This is a genomic window from Arthrobacter sp. NQ4, from assembly GCF_029077345.1.
Lineage (GTDB): Bacteria > Actinomycetota > Actinomycetes > Actinomycetales > Micrococcaceae > Arthrobacter.
Genome location: NZ_JARETC010000018.1, coordinates 16,668 through 42,041 on the forward strand (window position 1 = coordinate 16,668; position 25,374 = coordinate 42,041).

19 protein-coding genes and 1 pseudogene are annotated in these 25,374 nt (G+C 67.2%); 11 read left to right on the forward strand and 9 right to left on the reverse strand.

Features of this window, described 5'->3' with window-relative positions; all coding sequences use genetic code 11:
* Positions 1–14 precede the first annotated feature (14 nt).
* The 3 genes from PUN51_RS19705 to PUN51_RS19715 are packed head-to-tail and all read right to left on the reverse strand — an operon-like array spanning position 15 to position 4,369.
* Positions 15–1,289: a DUF6986 family protein gene (locus tag PUN51_RS19705; RefSeq protein ID WP_275182238.1), complete on the reverse strand. Its 1,275-nt coding sequence runs from the start codon at positions 1,287–1,289 to the stop codon at positions 15–17.
* A gap of 1 nt (position 1,290) precedes the next feature.
* Positions 1,291–2,889 carry a malate synthase A gene (gene aceB, locus PUN51_RS19710; protein WP_275182239.1) on the reverse strand — a complete coding sequence of 533 codons (1,599 nt, stop codon included), beginning with the start codon at positions 2,887–2,889 and terminating at the stop codon, positions 1,291–1,293.
* Positions 2,890–2,923: 34 nt separating this feature from the next.
* The gene (locus PUN51_RS19715; protein ID WP_275182240.1) at positions 2,924–4,369 is read right to left on the reverse strand and encodes an NAD-dependent malic enzyme; all 1,446 of its coding nucleotides are present in this window, start codon (positions 4,367–4,369) and stop codon (positions 2,924–2,926) included.
* A gap of 221 nt (positions 4,370–4,590) precedes the next feature.
* Between PUN51_RS19715 and PUN51_RS19720 the strand changes: the two genes are divergently transcribed.
* Positions 4,591–5,346, forward strand: coding sequence for an IclR family transcriptional regulator (locus tag PUN51_RS19720; protein ID WP_224027059.1), 756 nt, complete (start codon positions 4,591–4,593; stop codon positions 5,344–5,346).
* Between the two features lie 76 nt (positions 5,347–5,422).
* Here PUN51_RS19720 and PUN51_RS19725 read toward each other — a convergent pair whose 3' ends face one another.
* Both PUN51_RS19725 and pucL read right to left on the reverse strand, forming a co-directional pair.
* The gene (locus tag PUN51_RS19725; protein ID WP_224027058.1) at positions 5,423–6,928 is read right to left on the reverse strand and encodes a nucleobase:cation symporter-2 family protein; all 1,506 of its coding nucleotides are present in this window, start codon (positions 6,926–6,928) and stop codon (positions 5,423–5,425) included.
* A gap of 147 nt (positions 6,929–7,075) precedes the next feature.
* The gene (gene pucL, locus PUN51_RS19730; RefSeq protein WP_224027057.1) at positions 7,076–7,984 is read right to left on the reverse strand and encodes a factor-independent urate hydroxylase; all 909 of its coding nucleotides are present in this window, start codon (positions 7,982–7,984) and stop codon (positions 7,076–7,078) included.
* Between the two features lie 347 nt (positions 7,985–8,331).
* Between pucL and PUN51_RS19735 the strand changes: the two genes are divergently transcribed.
* Positions 8,332–8,532 (forward strand): hypothetical protein, encoded by a 201-nt coding sequence (locus tag PUN51_RS19735; RefSeq protein ID WP_224027056.1) that lies wholly within the window; start codon positions 8,332–8,334, stop codon positions 8,530–8,532.
* A gap of 130 nt (positions 8,533–8,662) precedes the next feature.
* A complete protein-coding gene (locus PUN51_RS19740; protein WP_224027055.1) occupies positions 8,663–9,670 on the forward strand; it encodes a glycoside hydrolase family 16 protein in 1,008 nt (335 codons plus the stop codon).
* A gap of 57 nt (positions 9,671–9,727) precedes the next feature.
* Here PUN51_RS19740 and ligD read toward each other — a convergent pair whose 3' ends face one another.
* On the reverse strand, positions 9,728–10,972 hold the full coding sequence (ligD, locus tag PUN51_RS19745; RefSeq protein ID WP_275182241.1) for a non-homologous end-joining DNA ligase: 1,245 nt from the start codon (positions 10,970–10,972) through the stop codon (positions 9,728–9,730).
* Between the two features lie 39 nt (positions 10,973–11,011).
* The gene (locus tag PUN51_RS19750; protein ID WP_275182242.1) at positions 11,012–12,388 is read right to left on the reverse strand and encodes an 8-oxoguanine deaminase; all 1,377 of its coding nucleotides are present in this window, start codon (positions 12,386–12,388) and stop codon (positions 11,012–11,014) included.
* A gap of 405 nt (positions 12,389–12,793) precedes the next feature.
* Here PUN51_RS19750 and PUN51_RS19755 point away from each other — a divergent pair, with 405 nt between their 5' ends.
* The 8 genes and pseudogenes from PUN51_RS19755 to PUN51_RS19790 all read left to right on the forward strand — a co-directional run bounded on the left by PUN51_RS19755 (position 12,794) and on the right by PUN51_RS19790 (position 22,977).
* On the forward strand, positions 12,794–13,288 hold the full coding sequence (locus PUN51_RS19755; protein ID WP_275182243.1) for a nucleoside deaminase: 495 nt from the start codon (positions 12,794–12,796) through the stop codon (positions 13,286–13,288).
* A 15-nt stretch (positions 13,289–13,303) separates the two neighbouring features.
* Entirely contained in the window at positions 13,304–14,869 is a 1,566-nt protein-coding gene (locus PUN51_RS19760; protein ID WP_275182250.1) for an NCS2 family permease, read from the forward strand.
* A 97-nt stretch (positions 14,870–14,966) separates the two neighbouring features.
* Positions 14,967–16,190: an XdhC family protein gene (locus PUN51_RS19765; RefSeq protein ID WP_275182244.1), complete on the forward strand. Its 1,224-nt coding sequence runs from the start codon at positions 14,967–14,969 to the stop codon at positions 16,188–16,190.
* On the forward strand, positions 16,181–17,116 hold the full coding sequence (locus tag PUN51_RS19770) for an FAD binding domain-containing protein (RefSeq protein ID WP_275182245.1): 936 nt from the start codon (positions 16,181–16,183) through the stop codon (positions 17,114–17,116). Before PUN51_RS19765 ends, PUN51_RS19770 begins: the two co-directional genes overlap by 10 nt.
* Before the next feature lie 2 nt (positions 17,117–17,118).
* A complete protein-coding gene (locus PUN51_RS19775; protein WP_275182246.1) occupies positions 17,119–19,950 on the forward strand; it encodes a molybdopterin-dependent oxidoreductase in 2,832 nt (943 codons plus the stop codon).
* A gap of 90 nt (positions 19,951–20,040) precedes the next feature.
* Complete coding sequence (locus PUN51_RS19780) at positions 20,041–21,021, forward strand: aldo/keto reductase (RefSeq protein ID WP_275182247.1); 981 nt, start codon at positions 20,041–20,043, stop codon at positions 21,019–21,021.
* A gap of 23 nt (positions 21,022–21,044) precedes the next feature.
* Positions 21,045–21,417, forward strand: a pseudogene (locus tag PUN51_RS19785) (hypothetical protein).
* Between the two features lie 54 nt (positions 21,418–21,471).
* Entirely contained in the window at positions 21,472–22,977 is a 1,506-nt protein-coding gene (locus PUN51_RS19790) for an HNH endonuclease signature motif containing protein (protein WP_275182248.1), read from the forward strand.
* A gap of 19 nt (positions 22,978–22,996) precedes the next feature.
* On the opposite strand, the gene nboR is transcribed toward PUN51_RS19790, so the two are convergent.
* Positions 22,997–23,605: a nicotine blue oxidoreductase gene (nboR, locus tag PUN51_RS19795; protein ID WP_275182249.1), complete on the reverse strand. Its 609-nt coding sequence runs from the start codon at positions 23,603–23,605 to the stop codon at positions 22,997–22,999.
* A gap of 57 nt (positions 23,606–23,662) precedes the next feature.
* Positions 23,663–25,374: transketolase-like TK C-terminal-containing protein (locus tag PUN51_RS19800; RefSeq protein ID WP_441296775.1), on the reverse strand; the 1,712-nt coding region annotated here is incomplete at its 5' end.

Consider the following 25,374-nt stretch of genomic DNA (forward strand, 5'->3'; position numbering starts at 1 on the left):
AAGGAATCCTTTGCTTAGGAGTTGGAAGTAGTGGCAAGCCGCGGATGGGCCAGCGCCGTGAGCTGCGGAAGTCCGACGCCGGCAAGCGCCTGGACTTCCTCCGCACCCACTGCGCCGCACTGGACGCCGCGCAGGACGAACGCGGCCAGGGCGCGGGCGGTGGCGGGCTCGTCCATCACGCCGCCTTCGGTCCGCTCCACGTAGTTGCGCAGGCGGGCGGCGGCGGCCGGCAGGCCCTCGCGGTAGAAGGCATAGGTGGCTGCGAAGCGGCTGGGCAGCTGGGCCGGGTGCAGGTCCCAGCCCTGGTAGTAGCCCCGTTCCAGCGACCTTCGGACCAGGCGCCCGTGCAGCTGCCAGGCGTTCTCCACGTTGTCGCCCACCGGGATGATGTTGGTGGACCCGTCGGAGAGCCGGATGCCGGTGCCTGCCACGGCGAGCTGCATGACTTCCTTGGCGAAGTCGGCAACCGGGTGCTCCATGGACTGGTATTCGGCGGAGATCTGCAGCGACGCCGAGTAGTCGTAGGTGCCGTAGTGCAGGCCGCTGATCCTGCCGGGGACGGCGTGCGGGAGCTGCGCCACCGGTGACGTGCCGTCCGGGCCCAGGATCAGCTGCGGCGTTTCCACCTGCACCTCGAACCGGAGTTGGCCGGCGGCCAGCCCGTGGATCTCCTCGAGCCGGGAGACCGCATAGTCCATGGCCTGGACCTGGGCCACCGTGGTGACCTTGGGCAGGGTGAGGACCAGGCCGTCCGGCAGTTCGCCGGCTGCGGCCAGGCCGGACACGAACAGGTCGAGCGTCCGCAGGCCACGGGCCCGGGTGGGAGCCTCAAAGCACTTGAAGCGGATGCCGATGAACGGGGGAGCGGACCCCGCCGCCACGGCCTGGGCCACCACGGACGCTGCCGCAACCGCTGCGGCGTCCTCGGCGTCGTCGCCCCGGTCCCCGAACCCGTCCTCGAAGTCCAGGCGCAGGTCTTCGATCGGCTCGCTGGAAAGCTTCGCTTCGACCCGCGGGGCTACAGCCTGTGCCAGCGCGGCGTCCTGGCCCAGCAGTTCGCAGAGTTTTCCGAACCCGCCGTGTGCTTCCGCCGTCGCCGTTGCCTGGGCGCCCCAGTCGGCCGCGAACGACGCCGTGAAACGGTCCGCGGGGACGTACACCGTGTGCACGGGCTGGCGGGAGCCGTCGTCGCCCGGGTAGTTCTGTTCCAGCAGCCGGTCCGTGGCAGCAAGCTGCCCGTCGATGTGCGCGAGGTCCCCCGCGGAGAGCGAGGACTTGGGTGCTGCCATCTCAGCCCACCAGCTCGTAGGCGGGCGTGGTGAGGAAGTCGGTGTAATCATCCGACAGGCAGATGTCTGCGATCAGTTCGCTGGCCGGCTGGTAGTAGCGGCGGAACGCCTCGTCCCCGAATTCGGTGCGCAGCCGCTCGGTTTCCTCCGCCAGGATCTTTTCCACCAGCTCCCTGGTGACCGTGTTGCCGGTGTCCGCGAGGATGGACTTGTTGCGGATTTGCTGCCACACCTGCGAGCGGGAAATCTCGGCCGTGGCGGCGTCCTCCATGAGGTTGTGGATGGCCACGGCGCCGTTCCCGGACAGCCACACGGCCGTGTAGGCAACGGCCACGTAGAGGTTCAGGCGCAGGCCGGCCTCGGTGACCTGGCCGCCGGCGGACTGCACGTCCAGCAGCTGCTCCGCGGTGACCGACACCTCGGGCCGCTGCTTGTCCACCTGGTTGGGCTTGTCGCCGAGCACGGAGTCGAAGACTTCGCGGCAGGTGGGCACCAGGTCCGGGTGGGCAACCCAGGAGCCGTCGAAGCCGTCGTTGGCCTCGCGGGTCTTGTCCGCGCGGACCTTCTCGAAGGCGGCCTCGGTGACTTCGGGGTGGCGCCGGTTGGGGATGACCGCGGCCATGCCGCCCATGGCGAAGGCGCCGCGCCGGTGGCAGGTCTTGACCAGGAGTTCGGTGTAGGCGCGCATGAACGGGGCGGTCATCGCCACGGACGCGCGGTCCGGCAGGACGAATTCCTCGCCGGCGTCCCGGAAGTACTTGATGATGCTGAACAGGTAGTCCCAGCGCCCGGCATTGAGGCCGGAGGCGTGGTCCCGCAGTTCATAGAGGATCTCGTCCATCTCGAACGCCGCCGGGATGGTCTCGATCAGCACCGTGGCGCGGATGGTGCCCTGGTGCAGTCCGAGGAAGTCCTGGGCGAAAACGAACACGTCGTTCCACAGCCGCGCTTCGAGGTGGCTTTCCATCTTCGGCAGGTAGTAGTACGGGCCCTGCCCGTTGAGGACCAGTTGTTTGGCGATGTGGAAGAAGTGCAGGCCGAAGTCCACCAATGCGCCCACGGCGGGTTCGCCGTTGACCAGGAGGTGCTTCTCCTGCATGTGCCAGCCGCGCGGGCGGGCCACCACGACGGCGAGCGGCGCGTCGGTGCGGAGCCGGTATTCCTTGCCTTCCTCCGAGGTGTAGCTGAGCGTGCCCTGGGCGGCATCGCGGAGGTTCAGGATGGCGTCGATGACGTTGGCCCAGGTGGGCGTGCTGGCGTCCTCGAGGTCCGCCAGCCACACCTTGGCGCCGGAGTTCAGGGCATTGATGGCCATCTTCGCCGGCGAGGCGGGTCCGGTCATCTCCACCCGGCGGTCCTGCAAAGCTGCCGGTGCGGGCGCAACCTTCCAGTCGCCGTCGCGCACGTCCTGGGTCTCCGGCAGGAAGTCCAGCTTGCCCGTTTCCGCCACGCGCTGCCGCTTGACGGCGCGGGCCGCCAGGAGCTCGTTGCGGGTGCCGGCAAACCGGTTGTGGAGCTCCTCCACGAAGGCCAGCGCCTTGGGCGTGAGGACCTCCTCTGCGCGGTTGATCGGACGGGGATCGGTGACGGTGATGGCCATTTCTGGTCCTTTCCTTTGGCTGGAAGTCGGGCGGTCAGGCGGAGGCCAGTGCAGGCTCCGCGGCGGAATCGGCCGGTTCGGCAGCCGTTGCCACATTTGAGGCGTGTGCCGCGGCGGCCACTGCTGCCGCGACGTCGGCGGTCACGTGCGGATCGAAGATGCTGGGGATGATGTAGCTCGCATTGAGCTCATTATCATTCACCCGGTTGGCGATTGCCTCGGCAGCGGCCACCAGCATGTCCGGGGTGATGTCGCTCGCCCCCACGTCGAGGAGCCCGCGGAACAGGCCGGGGAAGGCCAGGACGTTGTTGATCTGGTTGGGGAAGTCGCTCCGGCCCGTGGCCACCACGGCGGCGTGCCGGGAGGCGATGGCCGGATCCACCTCCGGAGTGGGGTTGGCCATGGCGAACACAATGGCGTCTTTCGCCATGGATGCGATGTGCTCTTCTTCCAGGATGTTCGGGGCGGAGACGCCGATGAAGACATCAGCGCCCACCAGGGCCTCGTGCAGGCTGCCGGAGAAGCCTTCCTGGTTGGTGTTTTCCGCGATCCAGGTGCGGTGCGGATCGTTGTACGCCTCACCCTTGTGGATGGCACCGGAGCGGCCCGCGGCCACAATGTGCCGGGCACCCTGGGCCTTCAGCAGTTGGATGATGGCAGAGCCGGCGGCGCCCACCCCGGACACCACGATCTTGACGTCCGCGATCTTCTTGTCCACCACGCGCAGGGCGTTGACCAGGGCGGCGAGGGTCACGATTGCCGTGCCGTGCTGGTCGTCGTGGAACACCGGGATGTCCAGTTCCTCGCGCAGGCGGGCCTCGATCTCGAAGCAGCGGGGTGCGGCGATGTCCTCCAGGTTTACGCCGCCGAAGACCGGTGCCAGGAGCTTGACGGTGCGGATGATTTCCTCCGTGTCCTGGGTGTCCAGGCAGACGGGCCAGGCGTCGACGTTGGCGAACTGCTTGAACAGGGCGGCTTTGCCCTCCATGACCGGAAGGGCCGCGGCGGGGCCGATGTTGCCCAGGCCCAGCACCGCCGATCCGTCGGTGACCACGGCCACCGTGTTGCGCTTGACGGTCAGGTTCCGCGCGGCGGCGGGGTCCTCGGCGATGGCCAGGCAGACGCGGGCGACGCCGGGGGTGTAGGCCCGGGAGAGGTCGTCACGGTTGCGCAGGGGGACCTTGGGGACCACCTCGAGCTTGCCGCCCAGGTGCATCAGGAAGGTGCGGTCCGAGACGTGCTGGACCGTGACGCCGTCGAGCGCGTTGAGGGCGTCCTTGACGCGGGCGGCGTGCGCGTCATCGGTGGTATTGCAGGTGACGTCAACCACCAGGGTCTCGTGGTGGGACTCGGTGACGTCAAGGGCGGTGATCGCGGCGCCGGCAGCTCCCACGGCTGCGGCGAGCTCGCTGGTGGCGCTGAAGCTTGACGGTGCTTCCACGCGCAGGGTGATCGAATTTCCGGGGCTGGGGTTCGCCATTGAATGTCCTCCTGATTGGGCCGGGTCCGGCTTCTGCTCTGATCCGAATGTTTTCGTATTATGGATATTATTATCTACTTTATGGAAACACAACCCCTCCGAATGCGACTGTACGCCCGCATCGCCGTGGGGACGGCCGTGCTGTATCTTGGGTGTTCTAAGCAACTCTTTTCACGATGCGGATAAGAGTTGTCGGATTCCGAGCCACAGGAGACAACGGAATGGCAGAAAAAGCGTCCGGTGGGGTGCAGTCGGTGGAGCGCGTCTTCGAACTGCTGGAGCTCATCACTGATGCCGGCGGCGACGTCACCCTCAGCGAGCTTTCGTCCTCAACCGACCTGCCGCTGCCCACCATCCACCGCCTGCTCCGCACCCTGGTGTCGCTGGGCTACATTCGCCAGCTGCCCAACCGGCGCTACGCGCTGGGCCCCCGGCTCATCCGTTTGGGTGAGGGGGCCAACAAGCAGCTCGGTGCGCTGGCGCAGCCCCAGCTGAAGATCCTGGTGGACCGGTTGGGGGAGACCTCCAACATGGCCGTGCTGGATTCCGACATGGTGATCTACGTGGCGCAGGTGCCTTCGCTGCACTCCATGCGCATGTTCACCGAGGTGGGCCGGCGCGCCCACACCCACGCCACCGGCGTCGGGAAGGCCATCCTGGCCCAGCTCGACGACGACACCGTCCGCGGCATCGTTGCCCGCGCCGGGATGCCCACCCCCACCCCCAAGAGCATCGGCGACGTGGAGGAACTCCTGGCCGACCTCAAGCTCATCCGCGAGCGGGGCTACTCCATCGACGAGGAGGAGCAGGAGCTCGGCGTCCGCTGCTTCGCCATGGCAGTGCCCAACGCCCCCACGCCCACCGCGATCTCGGTCTCCGGCCCGGTGTCCCGGGTGGATGAAAACTTCGCCGACAAGGCCGTGCCGATCCTCCGGGAAGCGGCCGAGGCAATCTCCCGCGAGCTCAACCGCACCTGACGCGTCACGACAGCGGACGACGGCGGCCCGCACCTTCGCTGGAAGGTGCGGGCCGCCGTCGTTCGCGGTGTCCTTGCTAATGTTCTGGTGCCTTTTCGGCTGACTGGACGGGGACTTCCTTGCCGTCGCAGTCGATCAGCTTGCCGTTCTCGAACCGGTCACCTTCTGCCAGGCAGTGGAGGTCTTCGGCGCGCACCAGGCGCTCGGTGCCGGCCACGAACACGGACTGGTTGTCCGAATTGCCGGCCCGGAGGTGGTTGAACAGCAGGTTCAGCAGGATCGCCATCACGGCGGCGGAGCTGATGCCGGAGTGGAAGATGGTGCCGAACCACGTGGGGAACTGGTCGTAGAACGTGGGGGCGGCGATGGGGATCATCCCGAAGCCGATGGAGGCCGCCACCACGATCAGGTTCATGTTGTTCTTGTAGTCCACCTTGGACAGGGTCCGGATGCCGCTGGCCGCGACCGTCCCGAAGAGAACGACGCCGGCGCCGCCCAGGACGGGGGTGGGCACCGCTGCGACCACACGGCCCAGGACGGGAAGCAGGCCGAGGACCACCAGGATCACGCCGCCGGCGCTGACCACGAAGCGGCTCTTGACGCCGGTGATGGCCACCAGGCCGACGTTTTGGGCGAAGGCGCTCTGGGTGAAGGAGTTGAAGAGCGGGGAGACGGCGCTGGAGAGCATGTCCGCGCGCAGGCCGTTGCCGATCCGCTTGGAGTCCACCTTGGTGCCCACGATCTCTCCCACTGCAATGATGTCCGCGGAGGTCTCCGTGAGGGTGACCAGGATGACGATCAGCATGGAGATGATGGCGGCGACCTCAAACGTGGGCGGGCCGAAGGCGAAGGGGGTGGGGAAGGCGACGATTTCGCCCTGACCCACCTTGGAAAAATCGGCCATGCCGAAAACGACGGCGATCAGCGTGCCAAGCACCATGGCCAGCAGGATCGACAACCGCGAAATGGCGGCGCTGCCCACCTTGCTCAGGAGCAGGACGATGCCCATGGTGGCTGCGGCCAGGCCGATGTTTGCCACGCTGCCGTAGTTGGGTGCCTTGTTGTTTCCGCCCATGGCCCAGTTGGCTGCGACCGGCATCAGCGTCAGGCCGATGGTGGTAATCACTGTGCCGGTGACGACCGGTGGGAAGAACCGGATGATCTTCGAGAACAGCGGCGTGATCAGCAGCCCGATCAGGGACGCTGCGATGACAGAGCCGAAGACAGCCTGGATTCCGCCTCCGCCGTGGACGATGGCCACCATGGTGGAAACCCCTGCGAAGGACACACCCTGCACCAGGGGCAGCTGGGAACCGAAGAAGGGGACGCCGACGGTCTGCAGGATGGTGGCCAGGCCGCCAACGAAAAGGCAGGCAGCAATGAGCAGGCCGATGTCCTGGGAATTCATTCCCGCGGCGGCGCCGATGATCAGGGGCGGGGCGATGATGCCGCCATACATGGTGAGGACGTGCTGGAAGCCGTAGGCAAACATGCTGCCGATCGGGAGCCGCTGGTCTTCCGGACGGGCCGGCCGGGCGCCTCGCTGGGCGGCCGCGGGGGCCAGTTTCTTCTTGATGTTCATGGCAGACTTTCTTGGTTCATGGCAGACGTCATCGTCTGGCTAACTGGTGTCTGGCTAACAGGTAAGGCTGTGGGAGGTGCTTCAGGGTTTGGCGGTTGAGCCTGCGGGTCGCCAAACCCGGCAGGCTCAACCACCTGGTGGAGTGCTTTAGCAGAAGCCGGCGATGCCGGACCAGGCCGCCGGGGCTGCCGCGGCATCGTCGCGCTGGACGGTGGCCTCGATCAGGCCGTACGGACGGTCGGCCGCGAAGAAGACCTCGTTGGGGTTGTCCAGGCCGAACGGCGAGAGGTCAACCAGGAAGTGGTGCTTGTTGGGCATGGAGAACTTGATCTCGTCGATTTCGCTGTGCGCCTCAAGCACCTTGGTCCCCATGTCGAACAATGTCTGCTGCAGGGCGTGGGAGTACTTCTCCGTGAAGCCTTCGAGCAGGAGACCCTTGACGTCGTCGTAGCTCTTGTTGAAGTCCAGCGCGCTGAAATCGGTGCCGGTCTTGAAGCGCCAACGGGCTGAAACGTCCGTTGCCAGGATGCGGTCGGTGGTCTCGGGGAGGGTGGTGTAGCGGTCCCGGGGGTAGCCGACAAAGCCGGACTGGGTGGACTTGAGGACGGTCAGGTCCTTCAGTCCGGAGATGAGGTGGCTGGTGGCGCCGTCCCGGACCAGGACCGCGGTCCGGACTTCCTGGCCGTTGCGGACGAACGAGTGGTCGTGTTCGCTGCCGTGGGCCTGGATCCGGTCCCAGGCGTAGGACTCGGCTTCCCAGCGTCCGCCGGTGACCCAGTCGAAGCTGGAGGTGAAGTGCTCCCCGAGGCGCAGGAGGAACTCTTCCGGCGAGCCGATGCCTTCGCGGGCAAAGGCGTAGATGGTGTTCTTCTGGGTGTCGGTGGCCACCACGTGGGCGTTGTCGCCCTCCAGGTGGGCCGCTGCAAAGTCGCCGCGCAGCTGCGAGGTGACATTCAGGTCCTCAATCTCGTGGCGGTTCGTGTCGCGGGTGATCTTGACGACCCGCACTTCTGCCTTGCCGTACTGGTTTTCGCCGAGGATGATCTTGCTGCTCATGGTCTTTTCCCAACTTCCGGTAAGTGGAACCTAGGTTCCATCACTGAAATTAAGCGCGCGTTTCATGCGCGTTTCCGATGGAGCCGACCCAACAAAAAAGAGCCGGCATCCGTTGATGCCAGCTCATTACGACCCTGCCTGCTGCTCCCAGGTTACGTGACCTGCGCCACGAGTTGCATACCAGCGTACCCCTGCAATCCGGTGGTGTACATCACAGATTGAAAATTCCATTTGTGACCGTCCGGGCGCCGGGAGTGTAGGGCTGACCTCTTGACCGCCTCCCAATGCCCGCCTATTCTTTTCACATAGCAGAAATTGCTTTCCATAATATGAAAAAGGAGGTTCCGATGTACCAGCAAGACAACCATCCTGTTCCGGCAGCACCGTCCGCAGGGCCCGGTGCGCAGGAGTTCTACCTCCCCCTCGGCGGAGGAGTCGACCCTGATCTGTACGTGCCGGAGGAGCGCCTCCACTCCACCGGGCGCCTGTCCCGGTGGATCCAGTCGCTGCGTACCCCGGCAGCGAAAGCGCGTAAAAGCCGTCCCTAAAGCTGAGTAGCGGCTACTCGGGACTGGCGTGGGAAATTCTTCTAGCCTTGCACGATAGACAGCCGACCGTGGGCTTGGAGGCTTCGTCCTTGGTCTGGCCATCGCCATTACGTGCGAGGGAAGGACAGCGATGCCACAAGCCACAGCCCGCCTACTGCAGGTCCTGTGCTGTGTGCTGGTCGTTGCAGGGCTCTCGGGCAGTGCCATGCTGCAGGCGGGGCAGCCTGATGCCTCACCGCCCGGACAGGAGGCGTCGGTGGCCGGTACCGACCCCGGGCCCGCGCTTTCAGATTCCACCGGTGGCACTGGTGCGGAACAGCCGGCCGCTCCGGGCGGGACTGACGCATCAGCTGCCCAGCCGCCGGCAGCGGAGCAGCCCAGCGCGGAAGAACCGGCCAAAGCCCAGGAAGCCCCCGCCGATGGCCCGGTAAGTGAAGCCCTGGTCAAGGGCACCCCCGTTGTGGCCAGCAAGGAGGGCGGTCCGCTCGGCCCTCCGGGAGCGTGGAAGCTGGTGCTCGATGAGGAATTCGACACCCTCAACACCAGTCTTTGGACTCCCTACTGGTTCCGTGACTGCCATCCCGGATCGACAAAGAACGGGGTCAAGACCTGTTCCAGCAATGTCAAAGTGGAGAACGGAAACGCGGTCCTGCAGCTGTCCGACGCAGAATCGGGGGCGCTGCTGTCCACCAATCCCAAGGACGGCGTTCCGGGCCATGTGGGGTTCCAGTACACCACCGGCTACGTTGAGGCCCGGATCTACTTCCCGGGAACCTGCTCGGGCGGTATCTACAACTGGCCGGCCTGGTGGACCACCGGCCAAAAGTTCCCCGCAACCGGCGAGATCGACATTGCAGAACCCCTCGCCGGGACCATGACCACGGTCTATCACTCTGCGGACAGGGATCCCGCAAAATGGTTCATTGGATGCTGGGCGGGCGGCTACCACACCTACGGGGTGCACCGGAAGGCCGGCGTCAACGACGTCTACTTCGACGGGAAGCTTGAGTTTTCCTACCCCACCAGCGACGGCAATGCCCCGCACTACCTCCTCCTGAATGTCGGCATCAACCCAGACAAACTGGTCCTGGGCAAAACCGGAGCCATCAAGGTGGACTGGGTGCGGGCCTGGCAGTAGCCCGGAACCTGCCCTCCGGCTGCCAGTACCCAGTCTCCGTCTCCGCGTGCTCGTTCCTCAGGCCCTGGGCCGCCCCGGCCACTGCCTGCCGGCCCAGGGGTCGTAGTCGGCGATGAGCTCCTCCTGCGGCGGCCGCTCGCCGTCGGGGACGTGCTGCAGGTTGACCCGTACCCGGTACCAGAGCGAGCTGGACCCGCGCATCCCGTCGACCAGGATGTCGGCAGGCTGCAGGGAATTCACGACGGCGGCGTGCCGGGACTTCCATTCGTCGAGCGCAGCCAGCGCTTCCGGCTTGGTCCTGGTCCGGGCCACTTCGATGAGCGGCATCAGCGACTGGCGGCGGCCGGACCCGTTGCCGCTGCGCGGAGCCTTCTCCGCCGGACCCAGTTCCTTCGCCAGGGCCAGCAATCCATCCAACGATCCGGCCGCCCCGTCAATGCCTGCGTGCGGATCGCCGGTTTCTGCAAACCGCTTCAGCATCGTGGGAACAGTGAACTGTCCAGGCCGGGCCGTGCGCATCTCCTCCCACGTGAGCGGCGCTGAAACGCGGGCATCCGGCAATGGCCTGACTGAGTAGGCGGACGCGACCGTACGGTCCTTGGCATTCTGGTTGAAGTCCACGAAGACGCTCTCGCCGCGCTCCTCCTTCCACCACCGTGCCGTCGCAAGGCCGGGAGCCCGGTTTTCCACTTCCCGTGCCAGGGTTTCGGCAGCCAGCCGGACATCGGAGTAGGACCACTCCGGGGCAATGCGGACCAGGATGTGAAGTCCGCGCGACCCGCTGGTCTTGGGCCATCCCACCAAACCCACGTCATCGAGCACCTCCTGGGCCACGTACGCCGTATCCACGATCTGCGACCAGTCCACGCCCGGCATGGGGTCAAGGTCCACCCGCAGTTCGTCCGGGTGTTCCAGGTCCTCTGCCCGCACGGGATGCGGGTTCAGGTCCAGGCAGCCAAGGTTGATGACCCAGGCCAGGCCGGCGGCATCCCGGATCACGGCTTCCTCGGCCGAGGTCCCGGACGCGTAATGCAGTGAGGCGGTACCAATAAAGGGCGGGTGGTTTTCCGGCACGCGTTTTTGGAAGAACGGCTCGGCGTCAATGCCTTTCGGGAACCGCTTGAGCACCATGGGCCGGCCGCCCGCGCCCCGCAGTGCGCCCTCCGCCACTGCAAGGTAATAGCGCACCAGGTCGAGCTTGGTCAGCCCCGGCTCCGGGAATACCACCTTGTCCGGGCTGGAGATGCGGACTTCGATTCCATCGATGTCGAGAACCTCGGGCGGCGTCTTTGACGGGGTCATGCCGCCACGGTAGCAGCGGCCCGGACCGCTGTCAGCCGTTCACCGGCCGCCGTTGACCAGGCGCCGTGCCGCGGCTGAGTGCTCCGCGATAAGCCCCGGTATGTCCAGCCCCGGGATCTGGCCGTCCACCACCCGCCACTTCCCGCCGACCATCACCCGGTCGGCCCTGTCGGCGGCGCAGAGGAGGAGGGCGGCGACGGGGTCGTGGCTGCCGGAGAAGCGCAGCTCATCCAGGGTGAACAGCGCCAGGTCGGCCTGCATCCCGGGTGCCAGCTGACCCAGTCCCCGCCGGCCCAGCACGGCAGCCGAGCCGCGGGTGGCCCAGCCCAGCGCCCGCTCCACCGGAACGTCGGCCCCGTAGCGCAGCCGCTGCAGGTAGAGCGCCTGGCGTGCTTCCAGGATCATGTTGGAGGCATCGTTCGACGCCGAACCGTCCACGCCGAGCCCCACCGGTACCCCGGCATCCTCCAGTTCCAAGACCCGGGCTGTACCGGAGGCAAGCCTCATGTTGGAGGTGGGGCAATGCGCGACGCCGGTCCCCGCCGCACCGAGGCGGGTGATCTCGGCGTCGCTGAAGTGGATGCCGTGGCCCAGCCAGGTGCGGTCCGTCAGCCAGCCCACGCTGTCCAGGTAGTCCACCGTGCGCAACCCGAACATCTCCCGGCAGAAGTCCTCCTCATCAAGGGTCTCTGCCAGGTGCGTGTGCAGCCGGACGTCCAGCCGTTCAGCGAGGGCAGCGCTTTCGGCCATGATGTCCTTCGTCACCGAGAACGGGGAGCATGGGGCCAGGGCAACCTGGATCACGGCATCGTCGCCGCGCTCGTGGTACGTGGAAACCAGGCGCTCGCTGTCCGCCAGCACCACCTCCGGATCCTGCACCGTGGACTGTGGCGGCAGGCCGCCGTCGTCGGTTCCAAGGGTCATGGAGCCGCGGGTCAGTGTGGCCCGCATGCCCAGCCGGCGCACTGCTTCCACCTCGATGTCAATGGCATCCTCGAGCCCTGCCGGGAAGAGGTAGTGGTGGTCCGCTGCGGTGGTGCAGCCGGAAAGAAGCAGTTCGGCGAGGGCAGCCGTTGCGGCCAGTTCCAGGTCCTTGGGAGTGAGCCGCGCCCACACTGGATAGAGGTTCTGCAGCCAGGGGAACAGTGGGGCGTTGGCCACCGGGCCCCAGGCGCGGGTGAGGGTCTGGTAGAAGTGGTGGTGCGTGTTGACCAGGCCGGGCAGCAGTACGTGGTTGCCGGCGTCGAACGTTTCGGTGCAGGGCGCGGACGGCTGTTGGCCGGCGGCAAGGACCTCTGTGATAACACCGCCGCTGACCACCACGCCGCCGGAGGCGTCGAGGGAGTTGGCGGTAAACGCGGCCAACGGATTCCTGATCCAGAGCCGGCTGATGGGGGCAGGGGAGGAAATGGTCATGGGCTGTCCTTGTCTGAGCGGAGTGCGGTGCAGTTATATCCAGCTCAGTGAGGCCCTGTCTGCTGATCCAGGTTCCCGTGCCGTCGGGCGGCGCGGGTGCGACCAGAGTAGGGAAACGGCCTGGCCTGCGTCAATGCCTCTGTTTGTGACCGCGGAGACGGACGGGCCGGTGAAGAGCGCGAAACATAGATTTCACATCGCGAAATTAAATTTCCAGAAAACTATGGCGCGGCCCACAAAGCGGTGCTAATCTCGATTCTGCCAAAGGCGGGCGCCCGAACCCGGGAAGCTATCTACCAGGCGCAACTTAACCTTCACAGCACATGCTGAAGCCTGGTAACCGTTCGCACCTGGTTTTACTGGTCCTGCGCGGCAACAGGCTTCCCGGCAAAAGGAAGTCGCATCATGAGTACCACCGTCACGGCCGAACAGTTTTTGGCCCGCTCCATCCGGCTGGCAACGGCCAACGTCCTCAACAGCGGAGGCCCGTTCGGCGCCATGATCGTCACGGCGGACGGCAAGACGTTCGACGGCGTCAACCGCGTCACTGCGGACAACGATCCCACCGCCCACGCTGAAGTCACCGCCATCCGCACCGCCTGCCGCGAGCTGGGCACCTTCGACCTCAGCGGCGCCACCCTCTACACCAGCTGCGAGCCGTGCCCCATGTGCCTGGCCTCCGCACTCTGGGCACGGGTCAGCCGCGTTGTCTACGCGGCGGACCGCCACGACGCCGCCTCGGTCGGCTTCGACGACGCAGTGTTCTACGAATACTTCGACAACCAGGACAGGGATTCCCTGATGCCGGTTTCGAAGCTGGAGCTGGGCGATCCCCAGGCCCCGGCCCCGCTGGAACCGTTCAACACCTGGAACACGCTCGAAACCAGGATTGACTACTAGGGCCCGGTGGCTGACATGACAATCCTGGACAATTCCGCTGAAAAGCAGGCTGCGCTGCTCCCCAACGGGAACAACAGCGCAGAGCCCGCAGCGACACGCGAAACGCAAAAGGCAACCGGACGGACGCGGCTGGGAAGCACCCCGCCGGCGCCGGACTCCCTCCTGGACCGGTTCTTCCACATCACGCAGCGCGGCTCAACCCTTGCCCGCGAATTCCGTGGCGGCCTGGTCACCTTCTTCACCATGGCGTACATCGTCATCCTCAACCCCCTCATCCTGGGCGGGTTCAGCGCGGACAACGCCCCCACCGACGTCGCCGGAGGCTGGCTCTCCGCCGCGCAGGTGGGCGCCGTCACCGGCCTCACCGCCGGCGTCATGACCATCCTCTTCGGCCTCATCGCCAACCTGCCGTTCGGGCTCGCCGCCGGACTGGGCATCAACTCCTTCCTTGCCGTCTCGGTGATCCAGGAAGTCACCTGGCCCGAGGCCATGGGCCTGGTGGTGATCAACGGCATCCTGATCGTCCTCTTCGGAGTCACCGGCGCCCGGACGGCCATTTTCCGGGCCGTGCCCAAGGAACTGAAGGCCGCCATCACGGTCGGCATCGGCCTGTTCATCGCCTTCATCGGCTTCGTGGACTCCGGCTTCGTCCGGCCCACCGCGGGCGGGCCGCCCGTCCAGCTGGGCGACGGCGGCTCCATCACCTCCGTGCCCACGCTGGTGTTCGTCGTCGGCCTCCTTGCCATGGGCATCCTCGTGGCACGCAAGGTCCAGGGCGGACTCCTGATCGGGATCGTCGGCACCACCGTGCTGGCCGCCGTCGTGGAAGCAGTCATGAAACTGGGCCCCGCCAGCGCCACCAACCCCGGCGGCTGGCACCTGAACACCCCGGTCCTGTCCGGCCAGCTGGTGTCCGCCCCGGACCTGGGCCTCGTAGGCCACTTCGACCTCTTCGGCTCCTTCGCCAGGATCGGCGGACTCGCAGCCACCATGCTGGTGTTCACGCTCGTGTTCACCAACTTCTTCGACGCCATGGGCACCATGACCGGCCTGGCCAAGAGCGCCGGCGTCGCCCACAAGGACGGCACCTTCCCGCGGCTGAAGTCCGCCTTCATCGTGGAAGGCTTCGGCGCCGTGGCGGGCGGGGCCACCTCCGGTTCCTCCAATACCGTCTACATCGACTCGGCAGCCGGCATCGGCGAAGGTGCCCGCACCGGCCTGGCGTCGGTGGTCACCGGCGTCCTGTTCCTCGGCTCGATGTTCCTCACCCCGCTCACCAGCGTGGTGCCGCTCGAGGTTGCCGCCGCCGCCCTGGTGGTGGTGGGCGCCATGATGATGGCGCAGATCCGGGAGATCAAGTTCACCAAGTTCACCGTGGCCCTGCCGGCTTTCCTCACCATCGTGACCATGCCGCTGAGCTACTCGATCGCCAACGGCATCGGCGTGGGCTTTGTGAGCTGGGCCGTGATCGGGGCGGCGTCCGGCAAGGCCAAGAAGATCCATCCGCTGATGTGGGTGGTGAGCGCCGGGTTCCTGGTGTACTTCGCCCGCGGGCCGATCAACGCCCTGCTGGGCGGCTAAGTAGTGCCCTCTCCTTCCGGGGGCCGTGCCAGCCCTTGGCCCGGCCCCCGGAAGGACCGACAATTGACATCACCGCTGCGGAAGAAGGAGCGACGCCATGCTTGACCTGATCCCTTCGCTCGGCCTCTGGGTGCCCCGGCTCGCAGCCCGGGAGTTCGCCGTGGCCACCATCGTGGCGGCCTCCGGGTCTGTGCCGCGGCCCGTGGGAACGTCCATGCTGGTCGCCGGTTCCGGTGACGTGCTGGGCAGCTTGTCCGGCGGCTGCGTGGAAGGCGCCGTGGTGGCGCTCGCCCAGGAGGCAATGGACGACGCCGTCCCGCGCCACGGGACCTTTGGCTTCAGTTCCGCAGATGCCTTCGCGGCCGGACTCACCTGCGGGGGCGAACTGGGCATCCAGATCCAGCCCGTACCCGCCGCCGTGCCTGGCGAAATCCCGCACCCGCTTCGGGCCGTCCTGTTGCAGCTCGCCGGCCTGGGTCCGGCCCACGCCGTGGCGCTGGTACGGCTGCTCGGTACTCCAGGAGGTGCCGCCGTCGTCCTCTCCGATCCGGGCGCCTTCCGCCTGGCAGCATCTTCGGAGCTGGCAGCGCTGCTGCACGGGGAACCGGCCCTGCAGGTGGAATCCCTGGTGCGCAGCGGCGGTGCCGGGCTGGTCCGGCTCCTGCAGCCGGGCGAATGCGCCCCCGCCAAGTCCGGCGACGCTCAACCTGCCGCGGAACCCGCCATCCTGGTGGAGTCCAGGCTGGCCCCGCCGCGGATGCTGGTATTCGGCGCCAACGACTTCGGTGCCGCACTGGTCCCCGCAGCTAAGCTGCTGGGCTACCACGTGACCCTCGTTGATGCCCGGCCAGCCTTCGCGTCCCAGCCCCGGTTCGCGGCCGCCGACCAGGTGGTCACCGACTGGCCGCACCGCTACCTGGCAGCGGAAGCGGCGGCAGGCCGGACGGACAGCCGCACCGTGGCCGCCGTCCTCACCCATGACCCCAAGTTCGACCTCCCCCTGCTGGAAACGGCGTTGGCCCTGGACCTCGCCTACGTTGGCGCCATGGGGTCCCGGCGGAGCCACCTCCAACGGGTTGAGCAGCTCCTCAACGCGGGCGTCGCGCCGGAGCGTATCGCCCAGCTCCACTCACCCATCGGCCTTGACCTCGGTGCGGTCACTCCCGCCGAAGTGGCGGTATCCGTCACCGCTGAACTGATCGCCGCCCGCACCCGCGCAGCCAGCTGCCAGCCGCTGCGGGAAACCTCCGGCACCATCCATCACCACCCGGCTGCCCCGGCGCCCACAGACCTTAATACGCAGGAGATCGCATGGACATGAACACCATCGAGGCGGTGGTCCGCACCACCGACCCCGCACAATGGCGCGACGGCGACGCCTGGCTTGCCGGCGGCACGGTCCTTTTCTCCTACGGCAGCTATGCGTTTGGTCCGCAGCCGCTCAAGCGGCTGCTGGACCTCGGCGACGCCGGCTGGACGCCCATCACCGTCACCGAAGACGGGATTGAGCTGGCAGCCACCTGCACCATCGCGCAGCTGTACGTCCTGCCTGGTTCCCCGGAGGTGACCGGCCGCAGTTGGCCGGGGCTGGACCTGGTCCGTGCGTGCTGCGATTCCTTCGTGGCGTCCTTCAAGGTGTGGAACATGTCCACGGTGGGCGGCAACCTCTGCACCTCGCTGCCCGCCGGTCCCATCATCTCGCTGTGCGCCGGACTGGATGGCGTGGCCACCGTCCTCGCGCCAGGCGGTTCCAGCCGTACCGTCCCCGTGGCGGAGTTCGTCACCGGGGATGCGAAAAACTGCCTGGCACCCGGCGAGCTGCTTCGCAGCGTCCACCTGCCGGCGTCGGCCCTTTCCGCCCGCGTGGCCTTCCGGCGCCTCTCCCTCAGCAACTTGGGCCGGTCCGGGGCGCTGCTCATCGGACGGCTCGACGGCGACGCCTCCCTAACCCTGACGGTCACCGCCGCCACCAAGCGGCCGGTGCAGCTGCGCTTCGACACGCTCCCGGACGCAGGCCGGCTGGCCGCCGCGCTGGATGACCACATCCCCGCGGAGCTCTACCACGATGACATCCACGGCCTGCCTGCCTGGCGCCGGGACATGACCTCCCGGCTGGCCGAGGAAATCCGCGCAGAACTCGCCGCACCCGCCGGTGCCCACGATGTTCCTGTCTCCGGCGACTTCTGGCCGCCCCGGGCCGGCGACAGGCCGGCCGCCGGGACTACCACACTGCCGAAAGGGGCCTGAGCATGGCCATCGAGATTAACGGAACCCCCGCCGGCGCGGACCCGCGCCCGGGGCAATGCCTGCGGACGTTCCTGCGCGAGCAGGGCAACACCGGTGTGAAGAAGGGATGCGACGGCGGAGACTGCGGTGCCTGCACCGTGCACGTGGACGGGACGCCGGTCCACAGCTGCATCTACCCGGCAGTACGCGCGGAGGGCCATGCGGTCACCACGATCGAGGGGCTGGCCGCCGCCGGTGGTCCCGAGGGGGAGCTGCACCCGGTGCAGCAGCAGTTCATGGAACGCCAGGGCTTCCAATGCGGCTTCTGCACGGCGGGCATGGTGATGACGGCCGCCACGTTCGACGACGACCAAAGGGAGAACCTGCCCCGCAACCTGAAGGGCAACCTCTGCCGCTGCACCGGCTACCGCGCCATCGCGGACGCGGTCTGCGGGAACGCCGGCCACCCCGATCCCCAGGGACCGGGGTCCGGGATCGCAGGGGAGGGGCAGCCTGACCCGGAGCCGGGCCGTTTGGGCGACGACGTTCCCGCGCCTGCCAGCCGGGCGGTGGTCACCGGGACCGCCCGTTACACCCTGGATCTCCCGGGTGACCAGCAACGGGCACTGCTGCACCTGAAGATCCTGCGCTCGCCGCACGCACACGCCCGGGTCGTGTCCATCGATACGGAGGCTGCCCTGAAGATTCCGGGGGTGGTGGCGGTCTTCACCCACGAGGATGCGCCGGAGCAGCTGTTCTCCACCGCCCAGCACGAGCTCTTCACCGACGACCCGGACGATACGCGGGTGTTGGACGACGTGGTGCGCTTCATTGGCCAGCGGGTGGCCGCCGTCGTCGCCGAGTCGGTGGGCGCCGCGGAGGCCGGGGTGCGGGCGCTCCAGGTGGAATACCAGGAACTGCCCGCCGTCTTCTCGCCGCAGGAGGCCCTGCGTCCCGGCGCGCCGTTGGTCCACGGGGACAAGGATGCCGCCCACTCCCGCATCTCGCGGCCGGACTGCAACGTGGTGGCGGAACTGCACTCGGAGTTGGGGAGCGTGGCTGACGGCTTCGCCGCCGCCGATTTTATCCACGAACAGACCTACCAGACCCAGCGGGTGCAGCACGTGGCACTGGAAACCCACGCAGCCATCGCTTCGGTGGACGCCGAAGGGCGGCTCCAGGTCCGCACGTCAAGCCAGGTCCCGTTCCTGGTCCGCCGCACCCTGTGCCGGGTATTCGGTTTGCCGGAAGACAAAGTGCATGTGGTGGCGGGCCGCGTCGGCGGCGGATTTGGCGGCAAGCAGGAGGTCCTTACCGAGGACCTCGTGGCGCTCGCGGCCCTGAAGCTGCAGCGGCCGGTCCAGCTGGAACTGACCCGCACCGAGCAGTTCACCGCCACCACCACCCGGCACCCGTTCACCATCAAGCTGAAGGCCGGGGCCAGCAGGGAAGGGCGGGTGACCGCGCTCGAATTGGACGTCGTGACCAACACCGGCGCCTACGGCAACCACGGCCCCGGCGTCATGTTCCACGGCTGCGGCGAATCCCTGGCTGTGTACAACTGCGCCAACAAGAAAGTGGATGCGCATTCGGTCTACACCAACACCGTGCCGTCCGGTGCGTTCCGCGGGTACGGGCTGAGCCAGATGATCTTCGCCATCGAGTCCGCCATGGACGAGCTCGCCGCCGGAATCGGCATGGACCCTCTGGAGTTCCGCCGGCGCAACATGGTCCGCGAGGGCGACCACATGCTGTCCACCCAGCCGGACCCGGAGGAAGACGTCCACTACGGCAGCTACGGACTGGACCAGTGCCTGGACCTCGTCCGGGATGCCCTGGACCGCGGCAAGGCCAGGTACCGGGACGCAGGCCTGGATGACCTTGGACCCGACTGGATGGTGGGTGAAGGGGCCGCCCTGTCCATGATCGACACCGTGCCCCCGCGCGGCCACTTTGCCCATTCCCGGCTCCGGCTGCTGCCGGACGGGACGTACCAGGCCGACGTCGGGACCGCCGAGTTCGGCAACGGCACCACCACCGTGCACGCCCAGCTGGCGGCTACAGCCTTGTCCACGGAGGCCTCCAGGGTGGCGGTGCGGCAGTCGGACACCGACCTGGTGGAGCACGATACGGGTGCGTTCGGCTCCGCCGGCACCGTGGTGGCCGGCAAGGCGACCCTGGCAGCCGCGGAAGAGCTGGCTGTCCGGATCCGCGCCTTTGCCGCCGGGATCCGGCAGACCCAGGCGTCCGCTTGTGTCCTCGACGGTGACGCCGTGGTGGTCGACGGAACTCCCGTGGCACTGGCTGAACTGGCGCGGGCCGCCGCGGATGCCGGCGTCGAACTGGCCGCGGAGGGGCGCTGGGGCGGTACACCGCGCTCGGTCGCCTTTAACGTGCACGGCTTCCGGGTGGCGGTAAACCGCGGCACCGGCGAACTGAAGATCCTGCAAAGCGTGCAGGCAGCGGACGCCGGGGTGGTGGTCAACCCGCGCCAGTGCCGCGGACAGATCGAGGGCGGGATCGCCCAGGCCCTGGGTGCCACGCTGTATGAGGAAGTGGTGGTGGACGACGCCGGAAAGGTCACCACGGACATCCTGCGGCAGTACCACATCCCCACGTTCGCGGACGTGCCGCGCAGCGAGGTGTACTTCGCCGACACGAACGACAAGATGGGGCCGCTGGGGGCGAAATCCATGAGCGAAAGCCCGTTTAATCCGGTGGCTCCGGCGCTTGCCAACGCCATCCGGAACGCGACGGGAGTGCGGTTTACGTCCCTGCCCATTGCCCGTGACCGGATCTACCTGGGGCTCAAGGAAGCGGGACTTGTGCCCGGGCTGGAACAGGTTCCTGCATAGGACCACGCCGGGGGCCACATGCGGCTCCCGGGGTGGGCCCCGGGCGGGGCGGATCTGACCCCGGCTTGCATCGCTGCATATAGTCGGGGGATGGAACAGCGGATTTTAGGCAAGACCGGACGGAATGTGTCCATTGTGGGGCTCGGCACCTGGCAGCTCGGCGCGGACTGGGGCAACGTGGACCCAGCGCAGGCACAGGCGATCCTCGCGGCTTCCGTGGAAGCGGGAGTCACCTTCTTTGACACCGCCGACGTCTACGGTGATGGACGCAGCGAGCAGGCCATCGGGAAGTTCCTGAAGGAGAACCCGGGCCTCGGCATTACCGTGGCCACCAAAATGGGCCGCCGGATGGAACAGCAGCCGGAAAACTACACCCTGGCCAACTTCCGCCAGTGGGTGGACCGTTCCAGGAAGAACCTGGGGACGGACACGCTGGACCTGGTCCAGCTGCACTGCCCGCCCACTCCCGTCTACAGCAACAACGAGGTCTACGACGCACTGGACACCCTGGTGTCCGAGGGCGCCATCCGCAACTACGGCGTCTCCGTGGAACGCACGGACGAGGCCCTGGAAGCGATCCGCCACGAGGGAACCGCTTCCGTCCAGATCATCCTGAACGCCTTCCGGCTCAAGCCCCTGGACGACGTCCTCCCGGCCGCCAAAGCCGCAGGCGTGGGCATCATTGCCCGCGTTCCGCTGGCATCGGGCCTGCTGTCCGGCAAATATTCCAAGGACACCACGTTCGCGGAGAACGACCACCGGAACTACAACCGCAAGGGCGAGGCCTTCGACGTCGGGGAAACCTTCTCCGGCGTGGACTACGAGCTGGGCCTGAAAGCTGTGAAGGAGTTCGAGCAGCTGGTGCCTTCCGGTGCCACCACGGCCCAGGCCGCCATCGCCTGGATCGCGGCCCAGGACGGTGTCACCACCGTGATTCCGGGCGCCCGCAACGTGGAGCAGGCCCGTGCCAACGCGGCCGCGGCTGGCGTCAGCATCGGCAAAGAGTTCGACGACGGCGTCCGCTGGATCTACGACCACTACTTCCGCGAGGCCATCCACCCGCGCTGGTAACTACAACGACCAAGGTGGCTGGAGTGGAGCCTGCTTCCGGCATCGCGGCATTCGTTGAGCAGCTTGCAGTGGTCGACACGGGCGCTGCGGCCAACAATTTCTTCAACCACGCAGTTCCGGAGAATGCGCTCCGCCGGCACAACCTGGAGCTCTACCTGCAGGAGATGCTGGAACGCCGGCCCAAGGTACTGCTGGTGGGGGAGGCGCCGGGCTTCAGGGGCATGCGTATCACCGGGGTGCCCTTCACCAACCATCGTGGCCGTAGGCAACGTGGCCCAGCACAGCCTGCAACGCAGCGGCCTGGACGTACCGAAGGTCCGGCATCCCGCCCACGGTGGCAGGTCCGGTTTCAAACAGGGGCTGGAGCAATTGCTGGAGCGTGGGATGCCGGCCTGAGCTGACTCTCCGCGTCCCGTCTTGAATGTCGTACCCCTTTGTCATGATGGGTTTATGGGGAAGGCGGCGGTGGTGAGGGCGTTCGGGGAGATCCGTGCTGCCCTTGCTGTGCTGAATGCTGAGGTGGATGGGGCCGGTTCGGTGCCTTTTTCTGTGGCTGACCCGTTGGCTGGTTTAGCGGATGGTTGCCTGGAGATTCTGGCCGGGGCCCGTGAGGTTGAGGCCGGGATCGCAGGGTTGAAGGCCAAGGCTGCCGTTGGGTATATGGAGAGCGCCGCTGCTGTTGCGGGGCCGGATGTTCCGGTGCGGGCGCAGGAGATCGCGGTCGCGGCGGAGATCGGGTGTGTGCTGGCTCTGGGTCCGCGGGCGGCGTCGTCGTTCCTGGTCACCTCGCACGCTGTGACGGCGACGTTGCCGCGGACGTTGGAGGCGTTGCAGGCCGGGGCGATCTCCTGGAGCCACGCGGTGGTGATGGCGGACGAGACAGCGTGCCTTGATCCTGATGGGGCTGCGGCGTTGGAAGCGCATTTCCTTGACCCGGACGCCCCGGACCCGGCGAGGGGGTGCCCTGTGGGTGGGTTGCCGGCGCACCGGTTCAAGGCCAAAGCCCGGACCTGGCGGGAACGCCACCAGGCCGGGTCCATCGAAAAACGCCACGCCAAAGGCGTGGCTGAGCGGCGGGTGGAGTTCCGGCCGGACCAGGACGGGATGGCCTGGCTCTCCGCGTACCTGCCCGCGGACCAGGCCCTGGCCGGGTGGAACCGGCTCACCGCCGCCGCCCGGGGCATGCAAGGACCCGACGAGCCCCGCAGCATGCCCCAACTCCGTGCGGATACCTTCGCCGATGCGATCCTCACCAATGGCACCACGAACGACGCCGAAACCCGCGGCAGCAGTATCTTCACCGAGGGCGCGGGTGCCGCCCGGGGCCGTGGGCAATCACCGATCCGGGCGCAGGTGCTGGTCACGGTCCCGGTGTTCTCCCTAATGGGCCAGACCGATGAACCGGCGATGCTCGACGGGTACGGCCCCATCCCACCGTCAATGGCCCGGGCACTCGTCGCCTCCGGTGCTGGCTCGTTCTACCGGGTCCTGGTGGACCCGCGGGACGGGGCACCGCTGGAAATCGCCCGGACAAGCTACCGGGTCACCAAAGCCATGCGGGCCTGGCTGCGGCTGCGGGACGGCAAATGCCCGTTCCCGGGCTGCAGCAACAACTCCCTCGACAACGACGCCGACCACATCCTCGCCTGGGCCAACGGCGGCACCACCGGAATCAGCAACCTGGGACAGCCCTGCCCAAAACACCACAAACTCCGCCACACCACCGCCTGGAAACCCACCCCCGCCACCAAGAACGAACCACCCGGCTGGACCTCACCCACCGGCCGCCACTACACAAGCGAACACCAGGACTGGGAACCACCACGCTGGCCGGATCGAAAGTGGCCGGACCGAACGTGGCCGGACGGAAAGTGGCCGGGCAGCATCGACCTCGTTCGCCATGGCGCGTCCCCCTGGGAGGATGCCCTTGAGCGGTTCCTGCGGGCTCACGCCTGACGGTCTCCGGGTGCTGGTGCTACTGGAGAAGGCCAAGCTGGTCCGGTGTATCCACGTCCTCGCCCGTGTCCTGGTCGCTGCAGTCAACCTCATCCACAAGGTCCGGGTGGCTCCGCAGGAAGCCACGGGCCCCGGCGTCACCCGTCACCGTTGCACACACGGCGTCGCGCCGGGAGGCGTCGATGATCAGGGGATGCCCGCGGCGGAGCCCCGCCGCACCGCCGTCGTTGGAATCACGACGGCCGTACGCGGCCGCGGTGATCCGCCCAGTGCGGTGGCAGGACAACAGGCGGTGCACCGTTTCCAGTGTCAGGCCCGGCTGGTCCACCAGCGCGACCAAGAGATGGTCTGCCGGGTCCGAGGCCTGGTTGCCGAGCAGGAAGGAACTGCCCATTCCTGATTCCCATTCCGGGTTGGTCAGCACGCGGCAGCCGTCCAGCCTGGCGGCAGCCTCAACCTGGGCCGCACCTGCACCGAGGACCACCACCACCTCCCGGCAGCCACCGTCGAGCAGTGTTCCGGCGATAGCCTCCACCAACGGGCGTCCCCGGTACGGAAGCAGGGCCTTCGGGCCCAGTCCCAGGCGGGTGCCCGCCCCTGCGGCGAGCACCACCCCGGTGGTCCTCATTCCCGCTGAACTGGTCCTGCTTCCGTCACCCATAGCTGCACCCTACGGGAGCAACGCTCAGGCGTCGCCACCCGCCCCACCGGTGGTGCCGGCGTTGACGTCCAGGAGTTTGTAGCGGTCCATGGCGTACGACGGCGCGCCCTCCTCCACGTCGCCCCTCGCCGCGAGCATCTGCAGGACTTTCACCACGATGGAGTGGGTGTCGTTCTTGAAGAAGCGGCGGGCTGCTGCGCGGGTGTCGGAGAAGCCGAAGCCGTCGGCGCCGAGGGTGGCGTATTCGTTGGGGACGAATTGCCGGATCTGGTCGGGGACGGCTTTCATGTAGTCGGAGACGGCGACGATGGGGCCGGTGGCGCCTTCGAGTTGCTGGGTGACGAACGGGACGCGGGCGGGTTGGCCGGGGTTGAGGAAGGCTTCCTCTTCGGCGGCGAGGCCGTCGCGGCGCAGTTCGTTCCAGGAGGTCACGGACCAGACGTCGGCGGAGACGTTCCAGTCATCGGCAAGCACGCGCTGGGCTTCGATGGCCCAGGGCACGGAGACGCCGGAGGCAAGGATCTGGGTGCGGGGACCGTCGATCTTGGCCGGGGCGAGCAGGTAGATGCCCTTGATGACGCCTTCGACGTCGAGGTTCTCCGGTTCTGCGGGCTGGATGATGGGTTCGTTGTACACCGTGAGGTAGTACATGACGTTCTTGTCCGTCGAATCCGCACCGTACATCCGTTCCAGGCCGGAGCGGACGATGTGTCCGATTTCGTAGCCGTAGGCGGGGTCGTAGGTGAGGACGGCGGGGTTGGTGGAGGCCAGCAGGGGGGAGTGTCCGTCGGCGTGCTGGAGGCCTTCGCCGGTGAGGGTGGTCCGTCCTGCGGTGGCGCCGATGATGAAGCCGCGGGTCATCTGGTCTCCGGCGGCCCAGAAGGCGTCGCCGGTGCGCTGGAAGCCGAACATGGAGTAGAACACGTAGACCGGGACCAGGGGTACGCCGTGGGTGGCGTAGGAGGTTCCGGCGGCGGTGAAGGCTGCCACGGCGCCGGCTTCGTTGATGCCGGGGTGGATCAGCTGCCCTGCGGGGGATTCCTTGTAGGCCAGGACGAGGTCCCGGTCCACTGACAGGTAGTTCTGCCCGGCGGGGCTATAGATCTTCGCCGTCGGGAAGAACGCGTCCATCCCAAACGTGCGGGACTCGTCCGGCACGATGGGCACAATCCGGTTCCCGAATTTCTTGTCGCGGAGCAAATCCTTGAGCAGGCGCACGAAAGACATGGTGGTTGCGGCCATCTGCTTGCCTGAACCGCGCTTTGCCACCTCATAGGACTTCGCGTCCGGAAGATCAACCGCCTGGTGTCCGCCGCGGCGTTCGGGAACCGGCCCGCCCAATGCGCTCCGCCGTTCAAGGAGGTAGGCAATCTCGGGCGCATCGAATCCGGGGTGGTAGTAGGGAGGCCGGTACGGGTCGGCGTCGAGTTGTTCATCCGAAATCGGAATGCGCAGGTAATCCCTGAAGTCCTTGAGATCCTCAACCGTCAGTTTCTTCATTTGGTGTGTGGCATTCCTGCCTTCAAACCTGGGGCCCAGCCCGTAGCCCTTGACGGTGTGGGCGAGGATGACGGTGGGTTTGCCCTTGAATTCGGTGGCGGCCTTGTAGGCGGCGTAGACCTTGCGGTAGTCGTGGCCGCCGCGTTTGAGGTTCCAGATCTGGTCATCGGTGAGGTCCGCGACGAGGTCCTTGGTCTGCGGGGTCTTGCCGAAGAAGTGTTCGCGGACGAACCCGC